We start from the raw sequence: 19172 nt of genomic DNA, 5'->3' as shown, positions 1-19172 counted from the left end.
CTCGACCGAGCGGCCAACTATATTGGCGCCGATGGGTATCGGATTGCACCTGGGTGGGCGGCGTGTCCTGATCACCGGAAGTGGCCAGGGGGTGGGCAGAGGGCTGGCACTGGCCTTCGCCGAAGCCGGCGCCGAGGTCGTGGTCAACGATCTGCGTGCCGAACGGGCGCGCGAGGTGGTCGAGGAGATCACGGCGAATGGCGGTGCCGCGCAGAGCGTTCCCTTCGATGTCACGGCGCACGATGAGGTCGTCGATGCCGTGACGGCGGCAGGCCGGGTGGACATCCTGGTCAACAACGCCGGCAATGCGGGCGCGTCGGACTTCACGGTTCCGCGCGGCTTCCATGAGACGGCGCCGATCGATTGGGCGCCGTTCCTGCAGGTCAATCTCTACGGGGTGCTGCACTGCACGCACGCCGTCCTGCCCCGCATGATCGAGCAGAACTGGGGCCGCATCATCACCATCGTGTCCGATGCGGCGCGGACCGGCGATCGCAACGGCGCCGTCTATGCGACCGCAAAGGCCGGGGCCGCCGGGTTCATGCGCTCGATCGCGATGGAAGGAGGCCGACACGGTGTCACGGCCAACAGTCTCGCGCTGGGGACCATGCGGACACCGCTCACCGAGTCCCTCTGGGCGGAACCGGACTCGCCGCGAGCGAAGGCCGTCTTGCAGAACTACGTGATCCGCCGTCCGGGGACCCCGGATGACGTCGCCCATCTCGCTGTCCTGCTCGCCGGCGACCAGGGCTCGTGGATCACCGGCCAGACCATCCCCGTGAACGGTGGCTACTCCTTCGCCCTCTGACCCGCCTTTCTAATCATTACAGTTGCCGCAACAGTAATTGTTCTGATAATTCCCTCCATATCGATGACAAGTCCTCTGCGGGTGCTCTAGGGTGTGGCGCATCACCCCCTGAAAGGCACTGCCGTGACCCTCAGTCCTGCCGCCGGTACATTCGCCGCGACCTACCTCGATGACCCGCTGCTGGAACCGTTCATGGGCCCCGGTGGTCCGTTCGAGATCGCCGAGATCGTGGTTGACGGCACGCCGGTCCGGACCTATCCGAACGTTCCGGCAACTCTTCCCGACATCTTCGATGCCATGGCGGCACACGGTGACCGAGAGCACCTGGTCCATCGGGACTACCGACTGACATTCGATGACGTCCGCGCACAGGCCCGCTCGCTGGCCGCGCATCTGGCCGCCGACTTCGGCGTGCGCCCGGGTGATCGGGTGGCCCTGGCGATGCGCAACGTCCCGGAGTTCGTCACGGGCTGGTGGGCCGCGATGGTGCTCGGCGCGATCTGTGTGCCGATGAACGCGTGGTGGAAGGGCACCGAGCTGCGAGCGGCGATAGCGGAGGCCGACGCGGCAGTCGTGATCGCCGACGCCGAGCGGATCGCCCGCCTCGACGCAGCCGGTCCACGGATGGTCCCGATCATCGGTGTGCGCACCGCGAGCACGGCGGTTGCCGGGGACGCGCCCTATCCGGCCTTGGCCTATGACGCGCCCACCGGGTGCCCGGCGGCCACCCGGGTCGATCCCGACGACGTCGCCGCGATCCTCTACACGTCGGGGACGACCGGACGACCCAAAGGGGTGATGATCACCCACCGCGGCATCATCACGAATGTCATGAACATGGGCTTCATGGCGCTGCGCGAGCAGATGATCTCCGCGCGGCAGACCCCACCGCTGTCCGGACAGATGTCGGGGATCATGGTGGCCCCGCTGTTCCACATCGGCGGCATCGCCGCGGTGGTCGGCAGCGGAATGGGCGGCACGAAGACCGTGCTCTTGCCCAGATGGGATGTCGAGGACTTCATCCGGTGCGCCCATGCCGAGCACGTCACCGGCCTGGGTGGCGTACCGACACAGGCGCGAGAGTTCCTCGAACATCCGCGATCTCGCGAGTTCGCCGGCCGGGTCGCATCATTCACCTGCGGCGCCTCGAATGTGCCGCCCGAATTGCCGCGCATGGCCCGGACGGTCCTCGGTGAGTCGGTCCAGATCGTCAACGGCTACGGGCTCACCGAGACGACCTCGGCCGTGGTGAGCAACGTCGGCGACGAATATGCGGCCCACCCCGACAGCGTCGGCCGCCTCAACCCGACCGCCGAGCTCCGGATCGAGGGACTGGCCGGCGAACCGTGCGGAGTCGGCGAACTGGGCCAACTGTGTTTCCGGTCGCCACAGGTGGCGAAGGGCTACTGGCGCAACCCCGAGGCCACGTCGGAGTCGTTCGTGGACGGCTGGTTTCGGACAGGCGACCTCGGCTACATCGACAACGAGGGCTTCATCTACGTCGTCGACCGGGTCAAGGACGTCATCATCCGTGGTGGCGAGAACGTCTACTGCGCCGAGGTCGAGGCGGTGCTGTACGAGCACCCCGACGTGCTGGATGTCGCCGCCGTGGGACTCCCCGACGCGATGATGGGCGAGCGGGTGTGCGCGGTGGTGGTGCCTCGTCCCGGTGCGACGCCGGACCTCGCCGAGCTCCGTGCGTTCGCCGATGTTCGTCTGGCGACCTTCAAATGCCCGGAGGCGCTGTATATCACGGTGGACGTGCCACGAACGGCGACCGGAAAGGTCGCGAAGAAGGTGTTGAAGAAGCTGGTGCTCGACGACCCGGGGGCGATTGTTCGGCTCAGCTGACGGCCGGTCGGTGTGCGAGGCGCGCGAGACGCTGCTGCGCCCGCGCCAGGTACGGTCGGGCCCCGACGTCGCGCGCAATGCGCACCGCCTCCCGCAGATCGTCTGATCCGTCCTGACCCAGGATCGTGCGGACGGTGCCGCGATACAGGCTCGCCGGCCCGACACACACCAGCCCGGGCCACTGAACGATCAGGCCGCTGGACCAGCTGTCGGCGAACCGTTCGAGTCGCCGGCAGATGTCGCGTGCCGCGGATGCGTGGTCCGGGTCGAGCGAGATCGCGTACAGCGCTTCGATGAGCAGTGGAGCGCGTACCTGGACGCGTGGTCCGGTCCATTGGTCGGCGTCGTAGGTGAGTTCGGTGGCCATCTGCAGCGCCCGGTCGAGGTCTCCCGCCTCTGCCGCTCCCAGGGCGATCACGAGGGCGAAGTCGTCGTCGACCTTGTCGACCAGCGTGTCGAACTCCGACGAGGACGACGGGAGCTGTCCGCGGTGCCACGCCTCGATCGATCGGCTCGTGAGGACTGACGCCTCGGTGAGCAGCCGGGCGCGTTCGGAGAGTGTGCCCAGCGTTGCGACGAATTGCTCCACCAGTGTGTGGCTCGCGTCGTAGTCGCCGCGCAGCAGCGCGAGCATCACCTGCCACCACACCTGCATGGTGTGCAGATCGTTTCCGTCGCGACGGTCGACCAGACGTGCGTACTCGGTCGAGATGCGCCGTGCCAACCGGAGATCGCCCGCCTCGAGGGCGCAGACACGCTGGAGATGCAGTGCTGTCGCCCGGCGATGGACGTCCCCCGCGGACATCTCGTACAGGGCCCGGGCGATCTTGCGACGATCCTCGACGGTGTCGGCGCCCCAGCGGATGAGGAAGTCGGCGAGCGCTATCTCGTAGGCGACCGCGCCGCCGGCAGCTGCGGCGGTCAGTTGGGCTGCTGCCAGATGGTCTTCGGCGCCGGGTACGCCCACGATGCTGAGCCTGGCTGCTTCGGTCGCGTGCAGGCGCGCGGCCTCCTCGGCGTCGATCTGATCGCTGTGCGCCAACGCCTCCCGGATCAGCGAGAGGTCGGCGGATTGGACAACTCCGTAGCCCGACCAGTAGCCGCCGACACCGTGCGGCGCGGACAACAGCGCCGTCGCCGCGAGTCCCGCCCAGTCGCCCCGGGACCTGCTCAGTTGGGCGGCCGCCTGGAAAGATGCTTCGGCCGAGGCGAACTCGCCGACGCGCGTCGCGGCCGAACCCGCGATGCGATGGAGCTCCAGGGTGACCGATTCGTCGACGTCGGGTAGGCGCAGGCCGCGTCGGGCCAGGTCGAGGGCGAGATGATCAGCGTCCGCATCGAGTGCCGAGGCTGCTGACGTGAGGCAGGCGAGTGCCGCGCGTGCGGTGGAGTCTGCATCCACTGCCGATTCACAGAGGTGCAGGGCGACAGCCGCCGGCTCGTCCGGACGAGTTGTCGCGAGTGCGGCGGCCAGCTGTGCGTGGGCGTCGATCCGTTGCGTCCGCGAGGTTGTCGCGACGAGGGCTTCGCGGACGGAGTCGTGGGCGACCCGGAGTGTGCCGTCGGGGTCGAGCCGGGCCAATCCGCTCCGTGCGCCATCGGCGCCCGCGGTCACCCCGCCGCCGTCGGACACCGCGTCGAGGACATCGGACGGAAGTGACCCGCCGGCGACGGCCAGCAGGGTCAACAATCGACGGTTCGGGGCGGAGAGCTCGTCGAGGCGCCGTCCGACCACGGTCACCGCCGGGTGTCGCAGATCGCGGCCGGCGTCGAGCGCGACCGCATCGCACAACTGTTCTGCGATGACGGGATGGCCGAGGCTCTGTCGCGCGAGCTCGCCGCGGTCGACCGGCGGTGCGATGCCGAGATCACGGAACCGCAGTTCGATCAGGGTCTCGGTGTCCTCCGAGGAGAGTTCCGGGACCTGCAACTCACTGAAATGACCATGTCGACGCAGCGCGGATCCCACGATCTGGGCGCCGGCATCATCGGCACTCCTGCAGGCGGCGATCACAGTCACGGGCGCCCCGGGGAGCGCGGACAGGACACGGGCCAGCACGCCCGCGGAGTCGCGGTCGATCCACTGCAGGTCATCGAGCAGCAGTACTGCCCTTCCGCTCCCGGTGATGTCCGAGAAGATCGTCGACGTGAGTTCGTCGGCCAGCAGGTTCGCGGTCGCCCCCTCGGTGCGAGCTGGACCGCCGATCAATTCCTCGATCGCGCCGAATGCGGTCGCACCGGCGTCTGGGCGTCCGACGAAACGGCGGGGTGCGGCGCCGTGGCGCGCGATCAGGTCCTCGGCCAGCGCGGTCTTCCCGATGCCGGACGGGCCGATCAGGACGACACCGGTCGGCCGGGTCGCGCCGCTGCGCCAGATGCGGTCGAGCATCTCGGTCTCGGTCGACCTGCCGACGAGGCGCGGGGCGTCATTGGAGTCGGGAACCGGCGGTGGGGCGGTGAGGGGGGTTGTCGGGGAGAGCAGTTCGGCCTCGAGTGCAGCGGTTTCCGCGCTCGGGTCAAGACCCAGATCGTCGCCGAGCGCCGCGCGCAGGCGTCGGAGCTCGGCGAGCGCGTCCGCCGTTCGTCCGTCGTCGTGCAGTGCCCGGGCCAGCGAACGCGACGCGACCTCCCGATAGGGATGTCGATGACACAACGGCGTCAGCAGCGACACCGCGCGGCGATGTTCCCCGAGCGTCCGGTGCGCATCGGCGACGGTTTCGGTCAGCTCGGACCGCATGTCGTCGAGACGGACGAGTTCGGGCGCATAGTCGGCGATGTCGGAGATCTCGATCAACGGATCACCACGCCACAGTGCCAGCGCGCGGGTGAGCCTTTCGATGCCTGCGGCCGGATCGCTGCGGATCAGCTGCAGTCCGTCTTGACTGAGCCGATCCAGGAGGTCGAGGTCGGTTCCCGCGCCATCGCATCGCAGGACGTAGCCGGCCGGGACGGTGTCGATGCGGACCGATCCGGTGAGCTCGAGAAGCTTCCGGAGCCGCGAGACGTAGCCCTGCAAGGTGTTCGGCGCGGAGCGGGGCGGGTTCTGACGCCACAGCAGATCGGCGATACGCGCGGGCGAACATGCGCTGCGCTCGACGGTGAGGATGGTGAGCAGTTCCGCGTGCTTGCGCGCCGACATCTCGATGGTCGATCCGTCGGCAGCCGTCACCGACAGGGGGCCGAGAACCCTGATGGGGATGTGTCGATCGGGATCTCCCACGTACGCCGTCCGGTAGGTCAGCGGTCGGCACGGTCATCGATGAACCGGGCTGACCTGGTCCGAATGTGGTGTCGACGACGGCACCAGTCGCGCACAAGGTTAACACCAGCAGCCCAGGCAAACCTTGACGACATGACACACACCACCCCCTCTGCCATAACCCCCTCTGCCACAACCCCCTCTGCGAAGATCACGAACACCACCACGACCGTTGGCCACTCGCCGGACCCGAACGACCTGCCCGGCCCGTTCCGGTCTCCGTCCTGGCCGACCCTTCGTCGCCTCAGCGGCGGATCACTCGCTGCGGGCGGCGCGGCCTGCATCGCCGGCGGCACACTGCACCCGATCGTCGCCGGGAAGGCCCATTCGGTGGATGCGCTGCTCGGTGCCGGCGCGCCCTGGGCACAGATCCTGCTCGCGGTCGGCACCACACTCCTCCTGCTGGGCCTCCCGGGCATGTACGCCTGGCTCGCTCCGCGTACCGGCGTCGCCGGGTTCATCGGGGTCGTCGCCCACTTCGTCGGCAACCTGGTCACCGCGACCGGCCATCTGACCGTCGAACTGTTCGTGGCGTACCCGTTCGCCCACGATCCCGCCAAGGCCTGGATCATCGCCGGCGACGACACGATGGTCGGCACCAGCGCGTTCGAGATGCTCAACACCGTAGGCGGTCTCGTGATGCTCGCGGGTCTGGGTGTGCTGGGCATCAGTCTGATCCGCAACCGGGCGGTTCCGGTGTGGATCGGTGCGCTGACACTCGTCGGGATGGTCGGGTTCATGCTCCCGCTGCCTGCGGTCGCGGGGTTCTCCGGCTTCATCTACGAAGCGCCGCGGGGAATCGCGGTCATCGCCATCGGTGTGCTGATGATCCGCGATCGGCGGAGCGCAGGACTGCCGCGTCTTGAACACCCCTGACCGCCACGACATCAGGGCCGCTGCGCACCCCCCGGCTGCGCAGCGGCCCTGATGTCTGCCCGCTCAGCTGCGGGACAGCCGGGCGAAACGAGCGAGATGAGCGTCGGCCGTACCGAACTCGTACTCCACGGCCGTGAGGCGGCGGAAGTAGTGGCCGATCGCCAGTTCCTCGGTCATGCCCATTCCGCCGTGCAGCTGCACGGCGTTCTGGCCGATGAATCTCGCCGCCCTGCTGATGGTGGCCTTTGCCGCGGACACCGCCGCGGCACGCTCGGCCGCCGGCGCACCGAGCGTGAGGATCGCGTAGTACTGCGCGGCGACGGCCTGTTCCAGTTCGATGTACATGTCGACCATGCGGTGCTGTAGCGCCTGGAAACTGCCGATCGCTTGTCCGAACTGCTGACGCTGCTTGGTGTATTCGACGGTGTCGTCGAACACCTTTCGCATCGCGCCGACAGCTTCGGACACCACGGCCGCAGTCGCCTCGTCCCACGCCTGCTCGAGCAACGGAAGGGCATCACCTTCGGAGATCATGGAATCGGCGTCCACGACCAGGTCGGTGAAGGTGAGGTCCGCCGCACGCCGGTCGTCGATGGTTCGAACCGCGTGCATGGTCAATCCGTCGACCGTGTCTGAGGAGACGTCGACCAAGAACAATGACACGCCATCGCGGTCCCGCGTGTCACCGGCGGTCCGGGCGCTGACGATCAGGTGATCTGCCAGCGGCGCAGTGGTGACGACGGCCTTGCTGCCGTTGAGAATCCAGGTGTCGCCGGAGCGCTCCGCCCGGGTGGTGACGTGGTTGAGCATGCCGCCCGAACCGTCCTCCACCGCAGCCAGCGCGGTGATCGCGTTGCCTTCGGCGATCTGCTTGGCCACCGCGAGTGCTCGCTGATGCCCGGTCCGCTCGAGAAGTCGCGCGCCGAGCACGACCGCGTCCACGAAGGGCTCGACCACGAGACCGTGACCGAGCGCTTCGGTCACGACCATCAGCTCTTCCGGTCCGCCGTCGTCGCCACCGACCGATTCCGGTAGGCACGCGCCGATCACGCCGAGTTCGTCAGCGAAGGCACGCCAGATCTCGGGTTGCCAGCCCGCACCGACCTTGGCGGCCTCGCGGCTTTCCTCGAGGTCATAGCGAGCGCCGAGAAATTTGGTCAGTCCGTCACGCAGGAGTTGCTGTTCGGGGGTGAGGGTGAAGTCCATGGTTGTCTGTGCTCCGTCGTCTCTCTAGCCCAGTCCCAGGGTGGCCTTGGCCAGGATGTTGCGCTGGATCTCGTTGCTGCCCGCGTAGATCGAACCCGCGCGGTCGTTCATGTAGAGCAGCGGTGCGACAGCCTGCCACGCCTCACCACTCACATAGCCATCACTGGGTGGCTCATAGCGGTTGATCGGTCCGCCCGGCGCCGCCGCATGCGGCTGGTAGACCCGGCCGTGTGGTCCGGCGGCCTCGAGGTCGAGTTCGGTGATCGCTTGGCTCAGCTCGGTTCCGATGATCTTCAGCATCGAGGCGAGCGATCCGGCGTCGCCGCCCGAACTCATCGCGGCGAGGGTGCGGTACTCGAGGACCTCGAGGATCTTTGCCCGCACGCGGGCGTCGGCCAGTTTCGCTGCGAACGCCGGCTCGTCGATGAGCGGTACACCCGAGGGTCCGGTGACCGATGCGGCGCGTTCCGCGATGTTCTCGCACGTCACCTGCAGTGCCGGCGCGACGGCGCCGCCACCTCGTTCGAAGATGAGCAGATACTTTGCGACGGTCCAGCCCTCGTCGACCTTGCCGAGCACGTTGCGCTTCGGGACACGGACGCCGTCGAAGAACACCTGCGCCTGGATCTGCTCACCCGACGCCATGACCAGGGGCTGGACCTCGATTCCGGGATCGGTCATGTCGATGAGCAGGAAGGTGATGCCCTGCTGCTTACGTTCCTGACGTGAGGTCCGGACCAGGCAGAAGATCCAATTGGCCTCGGCGGCATGGGTCGTCCAGATCTTGCTGCCGGTGACCACGAAGTCGTCGCCGTCACTGACGGACGCCATCGAGAGCGACGCGAGATCGGAGCCGGCTTCGGGTTCGGAGTAGCCCTGGCAGAAGAAGACGCTGCCGTCGAGGATGCCAGGGAGGAAGAAGTCCTTCTGTTCCTGTGTGCCGAAGGCCATGATCGCGTGCGACACCATCCGAATACCCATGGGCGAGAGTGCGGGCGCACCCGCCAGCACGGATTCGCGGCTGAACAGGTAGTGCTGCCCGAGCGACCAGTCGCAGCCGCCGTATTCGACCGGCCAGGCCGGTGCGGCCCAGCCGCGCTCGTGCAGGATGGCCTGCCATTTCATGGATGCTTCGTGATCGGTGTAGACGCTGGTGCGCAGTCGCCCGACGGCACGTAGTTCATCGGTGAGATTGGCCTCGAGGAACTCGCGAACCTCGTCGCGAAACGCGATGTCGGCGTCCGACCATGTCATATCCATCTCGAGCTGTCACCCCTGTCGTCACTGACCCCACGCGGGCGCCACGTATCAAATATATCTGATCTGACGAATGTACTTCACCGACGCCCGTCGTAGGAAGGCCGGCCCGGGTCTGCGGGGATGCTCGTTCTGTGGGGGCGCGGGCCCGGGCGGCTGCTCAGCCCTTCTGGGTGGGACCGTCCGACTCCGTGTCGGGGCCCTCGGACTCCGTGCCGCGGCTCTCCGGGTTCTGTGCCGCGTCCAGGTTCTGCGTCGCGTCGCGGTTCTGCGTCGCGGATGTCGATCCGGCATCGGACTCGGCCGGCTCATCTGTCGCGGGTCCTGTCGATCCTGCAGATCCTGCCGTCGATCCCACGGATGCCGCCTGGGCGGCGAGTTCCTTGGGTGCCGACGACGCGAGCAGGACGTCCACCCACCGCGTGGACGGGTCGATGTCGATGAGCAACGCCTTCGACATGAGCGTCAGCGGCACGGCGAGGATCGCACCGAGCGGCCCGATGACCCACGCCCAGAACACAAGCGACAGGAAGGTGAGGGTGGTGGACAGTCCCACCGCGTCGCCCACGAACTTGGGTTGGATCACCGACTGGATGACCACGTTGATCACGCTGTAGACCGCGATGACCAGGAGCATCTGCTGCCATCCGCCATCGAGCAGAGCGAGAAGTGCGGGCGGGATGACCCCGATGACGAACCCGATGTTCGGGATGTAGTTGGTGATGAACGACAACAGGCCCCAGAGGATCGGGAGGGGAATCCCGATGGCCCACAGCGCGACCGAGTCGAAGACCGCGACGATCAGGCCGAAGACGGTCGAGACGAGAAGGTAGCTGCGAGTTCCGCGGGCGAATGAGCTGAACGCGGCGGCGATCTCGGGACGCTGGCCGCGGAGCACATTGATTCTCTTGTCGAACGAGATGGCGTCGGCGGACATGAACAGCAGCAGCGTGATCACGAGTATCAGGGCCGACGTCACCGACAACGTGCTCTCCAGTAGGGCGGTCACATAGCCGAGCGCCTTGCCCGGGTCCATGTGGGAGATCATGTCGTGCACCTTCTCCGGGCTGACCCCGTGATCGGTCAAGGTCTTCTGGAAGTTGTCGATCAGCTGCTGGAACTTGTCGGAGTACTCCGGCAGGATCGTCGCCAGCCGGGCGATGGAGAAGACCAGAGACCCGAACAGTCCCAACAGGATTCCGTAGACGGCGAGCAGCGTTGCGACGAACGCCAGCCACGTCGGCAATCCCTTTCGCCGGAGCCAGGCCGGGATCGGCTGAACCGCCACCGTCAGCATCAGCGCGAGGAAGATCGGGCCGACCAGGCCGGATACCGCCTTCATCCCGCCGACCGTCACGATCAGTCCGGTGATCGTCAGCAAGACGATCGTGCCGCGAGGGATCGACCAGCCGCTCGCCTCATCCGCGGTCGACCGCTTCGCCGACTGGTCAAGTGTCATACCCGGGCCTCTCGTTGCTTCTCGGTACGACCGTGGGTCTGGTGCGATCGGCCCATGGTCGGGCTGATCGTACCCCCGGGTGTGGCCGATGGCCTGGAAGGTGGACGGGTCAGCGGCCGGTCCAGCGTGGCGCACGCTTGGACACGAAAGCGGTGATGCCCTCGACGGTGTCCTGACTCACGAGCAGGCTGTCGAGCGCGGTCGACGTGGCCTCGATGGCATCGATCTCGTCGGCGATGCTCGCCGCCACGCTCATCGCCCGCAACGACTCTCGTGCGGATGTCGGTGACCCCTCGAGTATCTCCTGGGCCACTTCGCGTGCGAGGGTCATGACCTGGCCGGCGGGGGCGACTCGGCTCACCAGGCCGGCAGTCAGTGCCTCGGATGAATCCAGGCGCCGACCGGTGAGGATCATGTCGCGGGCGAGTGCCCCGCCCACCGCCGCGGGCAGGCGGACGAGACCGCCGGCGACCGCGGCCAGTCCGACTCTGACCTCGGGCAGACCAAAGGTGGCGCGTTCGTCGGCGACGACGATGTGACACGCCAGTGCGATCTCACAACCGCCGCCGAGGGCAAACCCGTTGACGGCGGCGATGATCGGTTTCGGTAGGTCTCGTCGGGAGGTCAGACCCGCGAACCCGTTCTTCGGGATCTCGAGCCCGGCGCCGGTGGTCTGGGCCAGGTCGTTTCCGGCAGAGAACGACTGGTCTCCCGCCCCGGTGAGGATGGCCACCCAGAGGTCCGGGTCGGCGAAATAGGCGTCGAAGATCTCGTCCAATTCGGCGTTGGCGGCTGCATGCAACGCGTTGCGGGCCTCGGGTCGGTTGATGGTGACCTCGAGTAGACGACCGTCGCGGCGCACCTCGACGTGGGAGTACTGATCGCGGAACGACGGAGTGCTCGGTGGGTGTCGATGCAGCATCGCCGCCCGATTCGTGAACACCCGATTGCCCTGTGACGATGATCGGGCGTAGACCCGGGCACCGATGGGATCGTCGCAAGCGAGCAGTTCGAACATCGAGTCGTCGTCGGTGTTCACCGTGCCGACGAAGCGTGTGTCGTCGTCCAGCCGTCCGATGACGATGCCCTTGCGCCCGCCGTCCCTGCCGGGCACGACGGTGAACGATTCGACGACGGCGGGTCCGTCGGCGTGATCGCGTGCTCGCACGACCGGGGCCGCGTCCAGACGCTCCTGCACCCCGGCCGAGTCGCCGGGCCGCCAGTTCGCGGGCGACGCGCTGTAGACGCCGACCGAGGTCTTGCTGAGGATGCCGCCGTTGGCCACCACGAGTGCATGGTCGCCGCGCGACGTCCGGACCCGATCGACGGCCTCGGCGATGGCGTGCATCGAGTAGTTGTTGCCCGGACCGCCGAAGAACGGCAGCCCGCCCGTCAGGGTCAGTCCGCGGGGGTCGTCGTCGGCGAGCCCCAGGGGGTCGATGATGTTGGAGACCGCAATGGGAAAGCAGCTGTAGATGTCGAGGAACCTGACGCCGTCGAGGTCGACCTCTGCGACGTCGAGGGCGTGGCGGACGGCCGCCGATCCGGACGGGCCGGTGCTGAGGTCGGGACGCTGCATCAGTGTCCGCTCGCGGGTGTCGGCGTGTCCGTGCAGGAACACCCAGCGCGACGGATCGATCCCGAGGTCGCGCGCGAGGCCGACCGACACGATGACGGCGGCGGCCGCCTGGTTGACCTGATCTCGCGCAACGATCAGCCGGGTGAACGGATCGGCCACCATCCGATTGCCCTCACTCGGTGTGATCAGTTCGTCGGGTGTCCGCGACGTCGGCGCCGCCGCATGCCGATTGCCGGCGGCCACGCGTGACATGGGAGCGAACAGCTCTCCCATGGCCGCGGCGTAGTCGCTTCGCCCCAGGCCGATCCGGTGTCGCCGTGCATTCTCGAGCACCGCGTACTGCGTGACCGGTGCGATGAGTCCGTGACGGGCTTCCTGGTGGGAGGTGAGCCCGGCGATTGCGAAGCCGCGGTCCTCGAGTTGACCACCGACCTGTTCGGCGTAGCTGGGCCGGCGCTCGTCAGCGACGGTTGCCGTCAGATGGCGAACCGTCGACATGATCTCGGCGCCGAAGAGTACTGCGGCCGACGATCGTTGCGCGTGGATCTCGCCGGCGAACTCGGTGAGCAGGCTCTGCGGACTCTGACCTCCGGTGACCCCGAGTACCGCTCGCCGCGGGTCCATCCCGATGCGCTTGGCCACCGCACGTGGCATGTTGTCGGGTCGCCCCAACGGGCTCGATGACAACGGGCTGGACTCCTCGAACGTCCGCACACCCACGACGGTGTCGACCTCGGCCGCGATGGTCGGCGCCGCGACACCGGAATCGGCGAGAGCTTGCTCGACGGCCTTCGCAGCGAGATCGGCCTCGCAGAGCGCCTGGTAGGCGGGATCACTGAGACGCTCGGACGCCTGCCCGACTCCGATGATGACCGGCGTGTTCGGGTCGAGGGCGCTGATTGGAACAGATCTCGGCATGTGTCCATTTAATCCGCCATCGGTCGCCGGTGGCGATACCGGCCCTGGGTTGCGGCCGAGGACAGGCGACAGCAGCGGGTTTGCGTGGTAAGAATAATTACAAGTAATCAAATGGTGAGGAGTTGCCATGACCGAGACCGAGACTTCTGTGAGCGGTTGGCTGACGGGACGCCTGCCCGACGATCTGTTCAGCGGTCCGCCCGAGGTGCGAGTGGATCGTGAGGAGATCACCATCATCGGGACCATCGCGGCCACCGATGTGGACGAGGGCGCCGATGAGGCGTCGAAACGTCAGGCCGAGGCGGGGCGGATCTCACGGTTCCGCGAGTCCACCCGCGACGCACGGATCGAGGTTGCCCGCGAGGCCGAGCATCGGTTCGATCGCAAGGTTGCCTGGGGGGTGCGCTGCGGTGAGTCCTCGCAGTTGTTCACCCACCTCGCGGTGCCGGTCATGACCCGACTGCGCCAGCCGCAACGTCAGGTCCTCGACACGCTCGTCGCGGCGGGTGTCGCGCGAAGCCGCGCCGACGCCTTGTCGTGGTGCGTCAAACTTGTTGGACAACATACTGATTCGTGGTTGTCCGATCTCCGAGAGGCGATGGGCCGGGTCGACGAGGTCCGCGAGGCCGGTCCCACTCTCGACTGACGCTTGCCGTGCGGACCTCGGGGCCGATCGGCGGGTGCAATGGTTGCGAGTTATCGCTCCCTCGTTCGGGATTCGCTCCCTCGATCGAGGGAGCGAACGCGTAATGAGGGAGCGACGTCGGTCAGCTTCGCGACGGTCCTTCGCCGGCGCTCCGGACCTCCTCGGCCCCTGCGTCGTCACTACAGTGCGTCCATGTGCGCTACCGTGCAGCGATGACGCGGATGGCGCCCGTGGACGCGCGAACCCACTGGTTGTCGCGGGTGATCCCGAACGACCAGTTCTTGGTGTATTGCTTTGCGGATCAGGGTGATCCGCTGGGCTCGCTGGCTCAACACCTGCTCAGGCGCGCCGAGGACATCCCCGATCTGGGGCTGTCGGTGCTGGACGTGCCGGGGGTGCTCGACTACCCGCTGTGGGTGGGCTGCCCGATCACTGACGATCAGTTCGTGATCCATGGTGCGGTCGGTACCTGGGACGGATGTCTCGAGCGCATCGCCGCACTGACCGGCGACCAACTCGACCCGACCCGCCATGCCTGGCGTCTCCACTTGCTCGGTCCGGTGTCCGATGGCCCTTGTGGTGCCGGCGTTGTGGTGGTCCTCCAGATCAGCCACGCGCTCGGCGATGGTCGACGGGTGTCGAGGATCGCGCGGGAGCTGTTCGGCGGCGTACCGATCGGGGGCCCGCATCCTCGGTCGGCCGCCCGGTTCGCGCCGCCGCGACAGGCCATGGGTGCGGCGACGGCCGCCTGGGGGCTGGTGTCGATGCCGATGCACGTCGGCCAGATGCTCTGGCATGGCGCGACCGCATTCCGGGCGGTTCGTGACCGGCCGAGGGCACCCGGCGCAGGGTATGCGCCGACGGTTCTGAATCGGCAACCCGGACCCGACCGCGTTCTTCGGGTCGTGGTCGTCGATCGCGCAAGGTTTCCGTCGGGCCACACCGTCACCGTCGGTGCGTTGACCGTGATCTCGTTTGCGCTCGCCGCATACCTCGGCGGCGGTCCGGCCGATCCGATCGGTGCCGAACTGACCGTGGGCGGAAATCGACCATCCCGGTCACGCAACAACTTTCGCAATGTCGGAATCGACCTGCACTGCGACATCGCGGATCCGGGAACTCGTGCGCGGGCCATCGCCGACGAGGTGGCGCGGGTCCGCGCTGCCGACGACGACCCGGTGCGACGTGCCGAGCGCGCCGCCGACGACGCTACGCCGGCCGTCCTGGCGTACTGGGGAACAAGGCAATTCGATCCCACCAGACGACCTGATCGGGTGACCGGAGTGACCGTCGTGTCCTCGGTGTACCGCGGACCGGCAGATCTGGAACTGGCCGGTGCGCCGATCCTGTTCAGCACCGGATTCCCCGCTCTGTCGCCCATGCAGGGACTCACCCACGGCGTGCACGGGACCGGTGAGACGATCGCATTGTCGATCACCACGAGCCCCGAGATCATGCCGGATGTGGACCGCTATGTCCGTCTGCTCGATGATGCGTTCGATCGCCTCAAGGCAATCGGGGCGGCTCAGCGTTCGTCGGATTCCCCGCGCGAGTAGCCGTTGCGTTCGGAACCGTCGGTGATCGACGGCGTTCCCGACGAGGAACCCGAGCCGCCCTTCGGACCCCGTGTCAGACGTTTCGGCAGACGCTCCGCGAGGCCTCCGAGTGGCGCGACCGTCTGGTTGAGCAATTCGACCGTCTCGGCGAGTTCGTGCACGGTGTCCTGCATGGCGAGCAGGTTCGGGGCGAGCTGCCCGATCACCTCGGTCAGTTCGGTGATCCGGTCGAGCGGACCGCCGGGTGCGATCGCGCGCTCCACGGCACCGTTCTCACCGACCAACTGGTCGAGGAGGCCGCCGTCGTCGGCCATGCGGTCGAGCACGCCGCCGGGGGCGGTCACCTTCTCCAGCACGCCGTCAGGAGAGGTCAGTTTGTCGACGATCCCGCCCTGCGAGGTCAGGCGCTCGAGGATGCCCTCGTTCTCCGTGAACTGGTCGACGACCCCACCCGGGCGGGTGAGCCGATCGAGAGGCCCGTCCTTGGCGCTCAGGCGAACGAGGATTCCACCTTCTTCGGTCATCTGGTCCAGGAGGCCGCCATGCGCGGTGAGCTTCTCGAGGAGGCCGTCCGGAGCGGTGAGGCGATCGATGACACCGTCGGGATTCAGCAGGCGCTCCAACGGGCCACCGGCCGCGAGAATACGGCCGAACGGCCGATCCGGGCTGAGCAACTCGGCCAGCTGATTGAGAAGCGCCAGGGGAGTACGCGCACCGCCGAGCTCCTCGGCGGAGAGCCCGAGAGCGTTGCCGACCTCGTGCTGGACGCTGGTCGCGGTCAGTCGGGTGATGGTGACCGCCGACTCCGCGGCGGTGAGCACCACACCGGTCACGGCGAAGCCGAGTCGAAAGGGCCACTCGACGACGCTGCGCGCGCCGTCGTTCTTCGAGTTCATGAATCTGACACTAGGTGATGTCAGGGTCGGGCGGGAGTGGCAACCGGATGATCGGGTCGAGCCGGCGACGACTCAGGCCTTCTTGGCGGCTTTCGCGGCCTTCTTGAAGTCGCGCACCTTTTGCAGTGATTCCGGGTCGGTCACATCAGCCACCGAACGGAAGCCGACCTTGCCGTAGTCACCCACCACCTTGGTCCATCCGGCGGGCTTCACCCCGAGCTGCTTGGCGAGCAGGGCGGTGAAGATCTTGGCCTTCTGGTCGCCGAATCCGGGCAGTGCGCGGAGTCGGCGGAACAGTTCGTCGCCGGTTTTCGCCTCGGTCCAGATGCGCTCCGTGTCGCCGTCGTACTCGTCGACGACCACTTGCGCAAGGGCCTGTACCCGTCCGGCCATCGAGCGGCCGTATCGATGAATCGCGGGCGGCGTGGCACACAGGTCCGCGAACGCATCGGGTTCGGCCGTCGCGATCGCGGCGGGGTCCATGCTTCCGAACCGGTCACGGATCTTCGCCGGTCCGGCAAAGGCACGCTCCATCGGGAACTGTTGATCGAGCAACATGCCGGTCAGCAATGCGAACGCATCGGCGGAGAGCAGCGCATCGGCCGCCGGGTCCTGCGCAATCTGGAGATTCGCCATGGGCTCATCTTAGAGACCCCTACACTCGGCCCATGGGGATCAGATGGAGGGGACTCGGTGTGGGCGTGCATCGGAGGCGGATCGGCGGTGTCATGCTCGCCGCTGTGGCAGCCGCTGTCGGTGGCCTCACGGTCGGTGCGAACACGGCTCAGGCGATCCCGGAGTACACCGAGCCGAACCTCGTCACCACCCTGCGCTGCGACAGCATCAATCCCTTGCCCGGGCCGCCTATCCCGGTTCATGTCGACGTGTTCAACCAGATTCCGCGCGCCGCCGACGGCCTCCCCGGACCGGCGATCTCGTTGATCGCCTCGAACCGCGCGCAGCCGGCGATCCTGGACTACACCATCGAAACCCGCGTCACCTGGCGCAATCTGGCCACTGGCCGGACAGGTTCGGTGACGGTGCCGAGCCGGGCGCGGACCGTCACCTGGCAGGTCGACCTGCATCCGGGACGTGGGCAGGTGGCGTTCACCATTCGCCAGAAGATCGGGCTGATGGTCGTGGTACCGATGGTCAACGCCCAATACTCGACCTGCAGCGGGCGGGCGTCGGCCTGATCTGACCCGGCGCGCCGGAATTCGATACCAAAAAGTGCGCAGAATTGCCACGGAACACCGCGATTCGGCTAGTAGCCTGACTAACGAACTCCGCCAACCACTGGCGGCACTCGATGGTGAGGACGTGGCTGATGTCGCAGGCGCACAATCCCGAAACCGCTGAGCAGCACACAGCGAAGGTCATCGGCGTGACGGTGGCCGCAGCGGTCGGTGGCTTCCTGTTCGGTTTCGACAGCTCGGTCGTCAACGGAGCGGTGAACTCGATCCAGGACACCTTCGGGCTGGCCGAACTCTTCACGGGCTTCGCGGTCGCCATCGCACTGCTCGGATGCGCGTTGGGGGCCTGGTTCGCCGGTCGCCTCGCCGATGTCTGGGGCCGAAAGCGGGTGATGCTGCTCGGTTCCGCGCTCTTCATCATCTCCGCGGTCGGAACCGCATACACCCAGACCGTCGGGGATCTGCTGCTGTGGCGCGTGCTCGGCGGCATCGGGATCGGTATCGCATCGGTGATCGCGCCCGCCTACATCTCGGAGATCTCGCCGGCGCGGTACCGGGGCGCGTTGGCGTCGATGCAGCAACTCGCGATCACCCTGGGCATTTTCGCCGCCCTGTTGTCCGACACGCTGTTGCAGAACGCCGCCGACGGTCCGGAAAACGATCTCTGGTGGGGCCTGGAGGCCTGGCGGTGGATGTTCCTCGTGGGCGTTGTCCCGGCCGTCGTCTACGGCGTGCTGGCACTGCTGATCCCGGAATCACCCCGCTACCTGGTCGGCAAGCACCGGGATGAAGAAGCAGCTCGCATCCTGCAGGACGTCACCGGCGAGGCCAACCCGCTCGAACGTGTCAAGGAAATCCGGATCACGGTGAAGCGTGAGGCGCGTACGTCGTTGAAGGACATCCGAGGACCGTCCTTCGGCTTGCATCCGCTGGTGTGGGTGGGCATCTGGTTGGCGATCTTCCAGCAGTTCGTCGGTATCAACGCGATCTTCTACTACTCGACGACCCTGTGGCAATCGGTCGGCTTCAGCACCGATCAGGCGTTCGTCACGTCGGTCATCACGTCGGCGATCAACGTCGGGATGACCTTCGTCGCAATCCTGTTCGTCGATCGGGTCGGCCGTCGTTTCCTGCTGCTCGCCGGTTCGGTCGGCATGTTCGTCGGTCTGCTCATGGCGTGTATCGCGTTCACCCAGGCCTCGTACAAACAGTCGGGAACGGTCGGTGACACCGTGTGTAACGCGGGCAACACGAATGCGGATTGTCTGACGCTGCCGGGCAACTGGGGTGTGGTTGCGCTCATCGGCGCCAACCTCTTCGTCGTGTTCTTCGCGGCCACCTGGGGTCCCGTCATGTGGGTCATGCTGGGCGAGATGTTCCCCAACCGGATTCGCGGCGTCGCGCTCGGGGTCTGCACCGCGGCGAACTGGGTTGCCAACTTCACCATTTCGATGTTGTTCCCCGAGATGAGCAAGGTTCTCGGACTCGGCTGGATCTACGGTTTCTTCGCGTTCTGTGCCGCGGCGTCGTTCTTCTTCGTCAGATCCAAGGTCGAGGAGACCAAGGGGATGGAGCTCGAGGACATGGACGCGGCCGCCGCCACCCGCCTGTCGAATTTCGAGGCCGTCCGCGCGGCCAAGGGCAGCCACGGCTGACCGGGCGGTCGTT

General features: G+C 67.1%; 14 protein-coding genes. 7 read left to right on the top strand and 7 right to left on the bottom strand.

The genetic code is table 11. The annotated features are described in order from the left end of the window. Positions 1-31: 31 nt before the first annotated feature. Both ACVT6V_RS23240 and ACVT6V_RS23235 read left to right on the top strand, forming a co-directional pair. Positions 32-808: an SDR family NAD(P)-dependent oxidoreductase gene (locus tag ACVT6V_RS23240; protein WP_489896453.1), complete on the top strand. Its 777-nt coding sequence runs from the start codon at positions 32-34 to the stop codon at positions 806-808. A gap of 123 nt (positions 809-931) precedes the next feature. Further along, positions 932-2659 (top strand): class I adenylate-forming enzyme family protein, encoded by a 1728-nt coding sequence (locus tag ACVT6V_RS23235; protein ID WP_489896452.1) that lies wholly within the window; start codon positions 932-934, stop codon positions 2657-2659. On the opposite strand, the gene ACVT6V_RS23230 is transcribed toward ACVT6V_RS23235, so the two are convergent. Next, positions 2652-5879: an ATP-binding protein gene (locus ACVT6V_RS23230; protein ID WP_489896451.1), complete on the bottom strand. Its 3228-nt coding sequence runs from the start codon at positions 5877-5879 to the stop codon at positions 2652-2654. The genes ACVT6V_RS23235 and ACVT6V_RS23230 overlap by 8 nt on opposite strands. A gap of 132 nt (positions 5880-6011) precedes the next feature. Here ACVT6V_RS23230 and ACVT6V_RS23225 point away from each other — a divergent pair, with 132 nt between their 5' ends. Beyond that, positions 6012-6794 (top strand): hypothetical protein, encoded by a 783-nt coding sequence (locus ACVT6V_RS23225; RefSeq protein ID WP_489896450.1) that lies wholly within the window; start codon positions 6012-6014, stop codon positions 6792-6794. Positions 6795-6857: 63 nt separating this feature from the next. Here the strand turns inward: ACVT6V_RS23225 and ACVT6V_RS23220 are convergent, their stop codons facing one another. From ACVT6V_RS23220 to ACVT6V_RS23205, 4 genes are all read right to left on the bottom strand, one after another. Continuing rightward, entirely contained in the window at positions 6858-8000 is a 1143-nt protein-coding gene (locus ACVT6V_RS23220) for an acyl-CoA dehydrogenase family protein (RefSeq protein WP_489896449.1), read from the bottom strand. A 24-nt stretch (positions 8001-8024) separates the two neighbouring features. After that, a complete protein-coding gene (locus ACVT6V_RS23215; protein WP_489896448.1) occupies positions 8025-9260 on the bottom strand; it encodes an acyl-CoA dehydrogenase family protein in 1236 nt (411 codons plus the stop codon). A 157-nt stretch (positions 9261-9417) separates the two neighbouring features. Then, a complete protein-coding gene (locus ACVT6V_RS23210) occupies positions 9418-10716 on the bottom strand; it encodes an AI-2E family transporter (RefSeq protein WP_489896447.1) in 1299 nt (432 codons plus the stop codon). A 109-nt stretch (positions 10717-10825) separates the two neighbouring features. Next, positions 10826-13213 (bottom strand): acetyl-CoA acetyltransferase, encoded by a 2388-nt coding sequence (locus tag ACVT6V_RS23205; protein WP_489896446.1) that lies wholly within the window; start codon positions 13211-13213, stop codon positions 10826-10828. 127 nt (positions 13214-13340) lie between these two features. On the opposite strand from ACVT6V_RS23205, the gene ACVT6V_RS23200 reads away from it, so the two are divergent. Beyond that, positions 13341-13859: a hypothetical protein gene (locus tag ACVT6V_RS23200; RefSeq protein WP_489896445.1), complete on the top strand. Its 519-nt coding sequence runs from the start codon at positions 13341-13343 to the stop codon at positions 13857-13859. A 212-nt stretch (positions 13860-14071) separates the two neighbouring features. Beyond that, positions 14072-15415, top strand: coding sequence for a WS/DGAT domain-containing protein (locus ACVT6V_RS23195; RefSeq protein WP_489896444.1), 1344 nt, complete (start codon positions 14072-14074; stop codon positions 15413-15415). Here the strand turns inward: ACVT6V_RS23195 and ACVT6V_RS23190 are convergent. Both ACVT6V_RS23190 and ACVT6V_RS23185 read right to left on the bottom strand, forming a co-directional pair. Then, entirely contained in the window at positions 15385-16311 is a 927-nt protein-coding gene (locus ACVT6V_RS23190; protein ID WP_489896443.1) for a hypothetical protein, read from the bottom strand. The genes ACVT6V_RS23195 and ACVT6V_RS23190 overlap by 31 nt on opposite strands. A gap of 72 nt (positions 16312-16383) precedes the next feature. Beyond that, a complete protein-coding gene (locus ACVT6V_RS23185; RefSeq protein ID WP_489896442.1) occupies positions 16384-16947 on the bottom strand; it encodes an HhH-GPD-type base excision DNA repair protein in 564 nt (187 codons plus the stop codon). Positions 16948-16979: 32 nt separating this feature from the next. Between ACVT6V_RS23185 and ACVT6V_RS23180 the strand changes: the two genes are divergently transcribed. Together ACVT6V_RS23180 and ACVT6V_RS23175 are read left to right on the top strand one after the other, a co-directional pair. Next, complete coding sequence (locus ACVT6V_RS23180; protein WP_489896441.1) at positions 16980-17507, top strand: hypothetical protein; 528 nt, start codon at positions 16980-16982, stop codon at positions 17505-17507. A 131-nt stretch (positions 17508-17638) separates the two neighbouring features. Continuing rightward, positions 17639-19159: a sugar porter family MFS transporter gene (locus tag ACVT6V_RS23175; protein WP_489896440.1), complete on the top strand. Its 1521-nt coding sequence runs from the start codon at positions 17639-17641 to the stop codon at positions 19157-19159. Positions 19160-19172: the final 13 nt, after the last annotated feature.

Source organism: Gordonia sp. LMA167, from assembly GCF_058130025.1.
Note: the sequence above shows the minus strand (reverse complement) of the source record. Positions and strands in the feature narration are given on the sequence as shown.

Excerpts from the sequence above, each read along its gene's own strand:
- ACVT6V_RS23225 (WP_489896450.1), top strand. The coding sequence starts at position 6,012 with ATGACACACACCACCCCCTCTGCCATAACCCCCTCTGCCACAACCCCC.
- ACVT6V_RS23190 (WP_489896443.1), bottom strand. The coding sequence starts at position 16,311 with ATGAACTCGAAGAACGACGGCGCGCGCAGCGTCGTCGAGTGGCCCTTT.
- ACVT6V_RS23240 (WP_489896453.1), top strand. The coding sequence starts at position 32 with ATGGGTATCGGATTGCACCTGGGTGGGCGGCGTGTCCTGATCACCGGA.
- ACVT6V_RS23205 (WP_489896446.1), bottom strand. The coding sequence starts at position 13,213 with ATGCCGAGATCTGTTCCAATCAGCGCCCTCGACCCGAACACGCCGGTC.
- ACVT6V_RS23200 (WP_489896445.1), top strand. The coding sequence starts at position 13,341 with ATGACCGAGACCGAGACTTCTGTGAGCGGTTGGCTGACGGGACGCCTG.
- ACVT6V_RS23195 (WP_489896444.1), top strand. The coding sequence starts at position 14,072 with ATGACGCGGATGGCGCCCGTGGACGCGCGAACCCACTGGTTGTCGCGG.
- ACVT6V_RS23220 (WP_489896449.1), bottom strand. The coding sequence starts at position 8,000 with ATGGACTTCACCCTCACCCCCGAACAGCAACTCCTGCGTGACGGACTG.
- ACVT6V_RS23215 (WP_489896448.1), bottom strand. The coding sequence starts at position 9,260 with ATGGATATGACATGGTCGGACGCCGACATCGCGTTTCGCGACGAGGTT.
- ACVT6V_RS23185 (WP_489896442.1), bottom strand. The coding sequence starts at position 16,947 with ATGGCGAATCTCCAGATTGCGCAGGACCCGGCGGCCGATGCGCTGCTC.
- ACVT6V_RS23180 (WP_489896441.1), top strand. The coding sequence starts at position 16,980 with ATGGGGATCAGATGGAGGGGACTCGGTGTGGGCGTGCATCGGAGGCGG.
- ACVT6V_RS23175 (WP_489896440.1), top strand. The coding sequence starts at position 17,639 with ATGTCGCAGGCGCACAATCCCGAAACCGCTGAGCAGCACACAGCGAAG.
- ACVT6V_RS23210 (WP_489896447.1), bottom strand. The coding sequence starts at position 10,716 with ATGACACTTGACCAGTCGGCGAAGCGGTCGACCGCGGATGAGGCGAGC.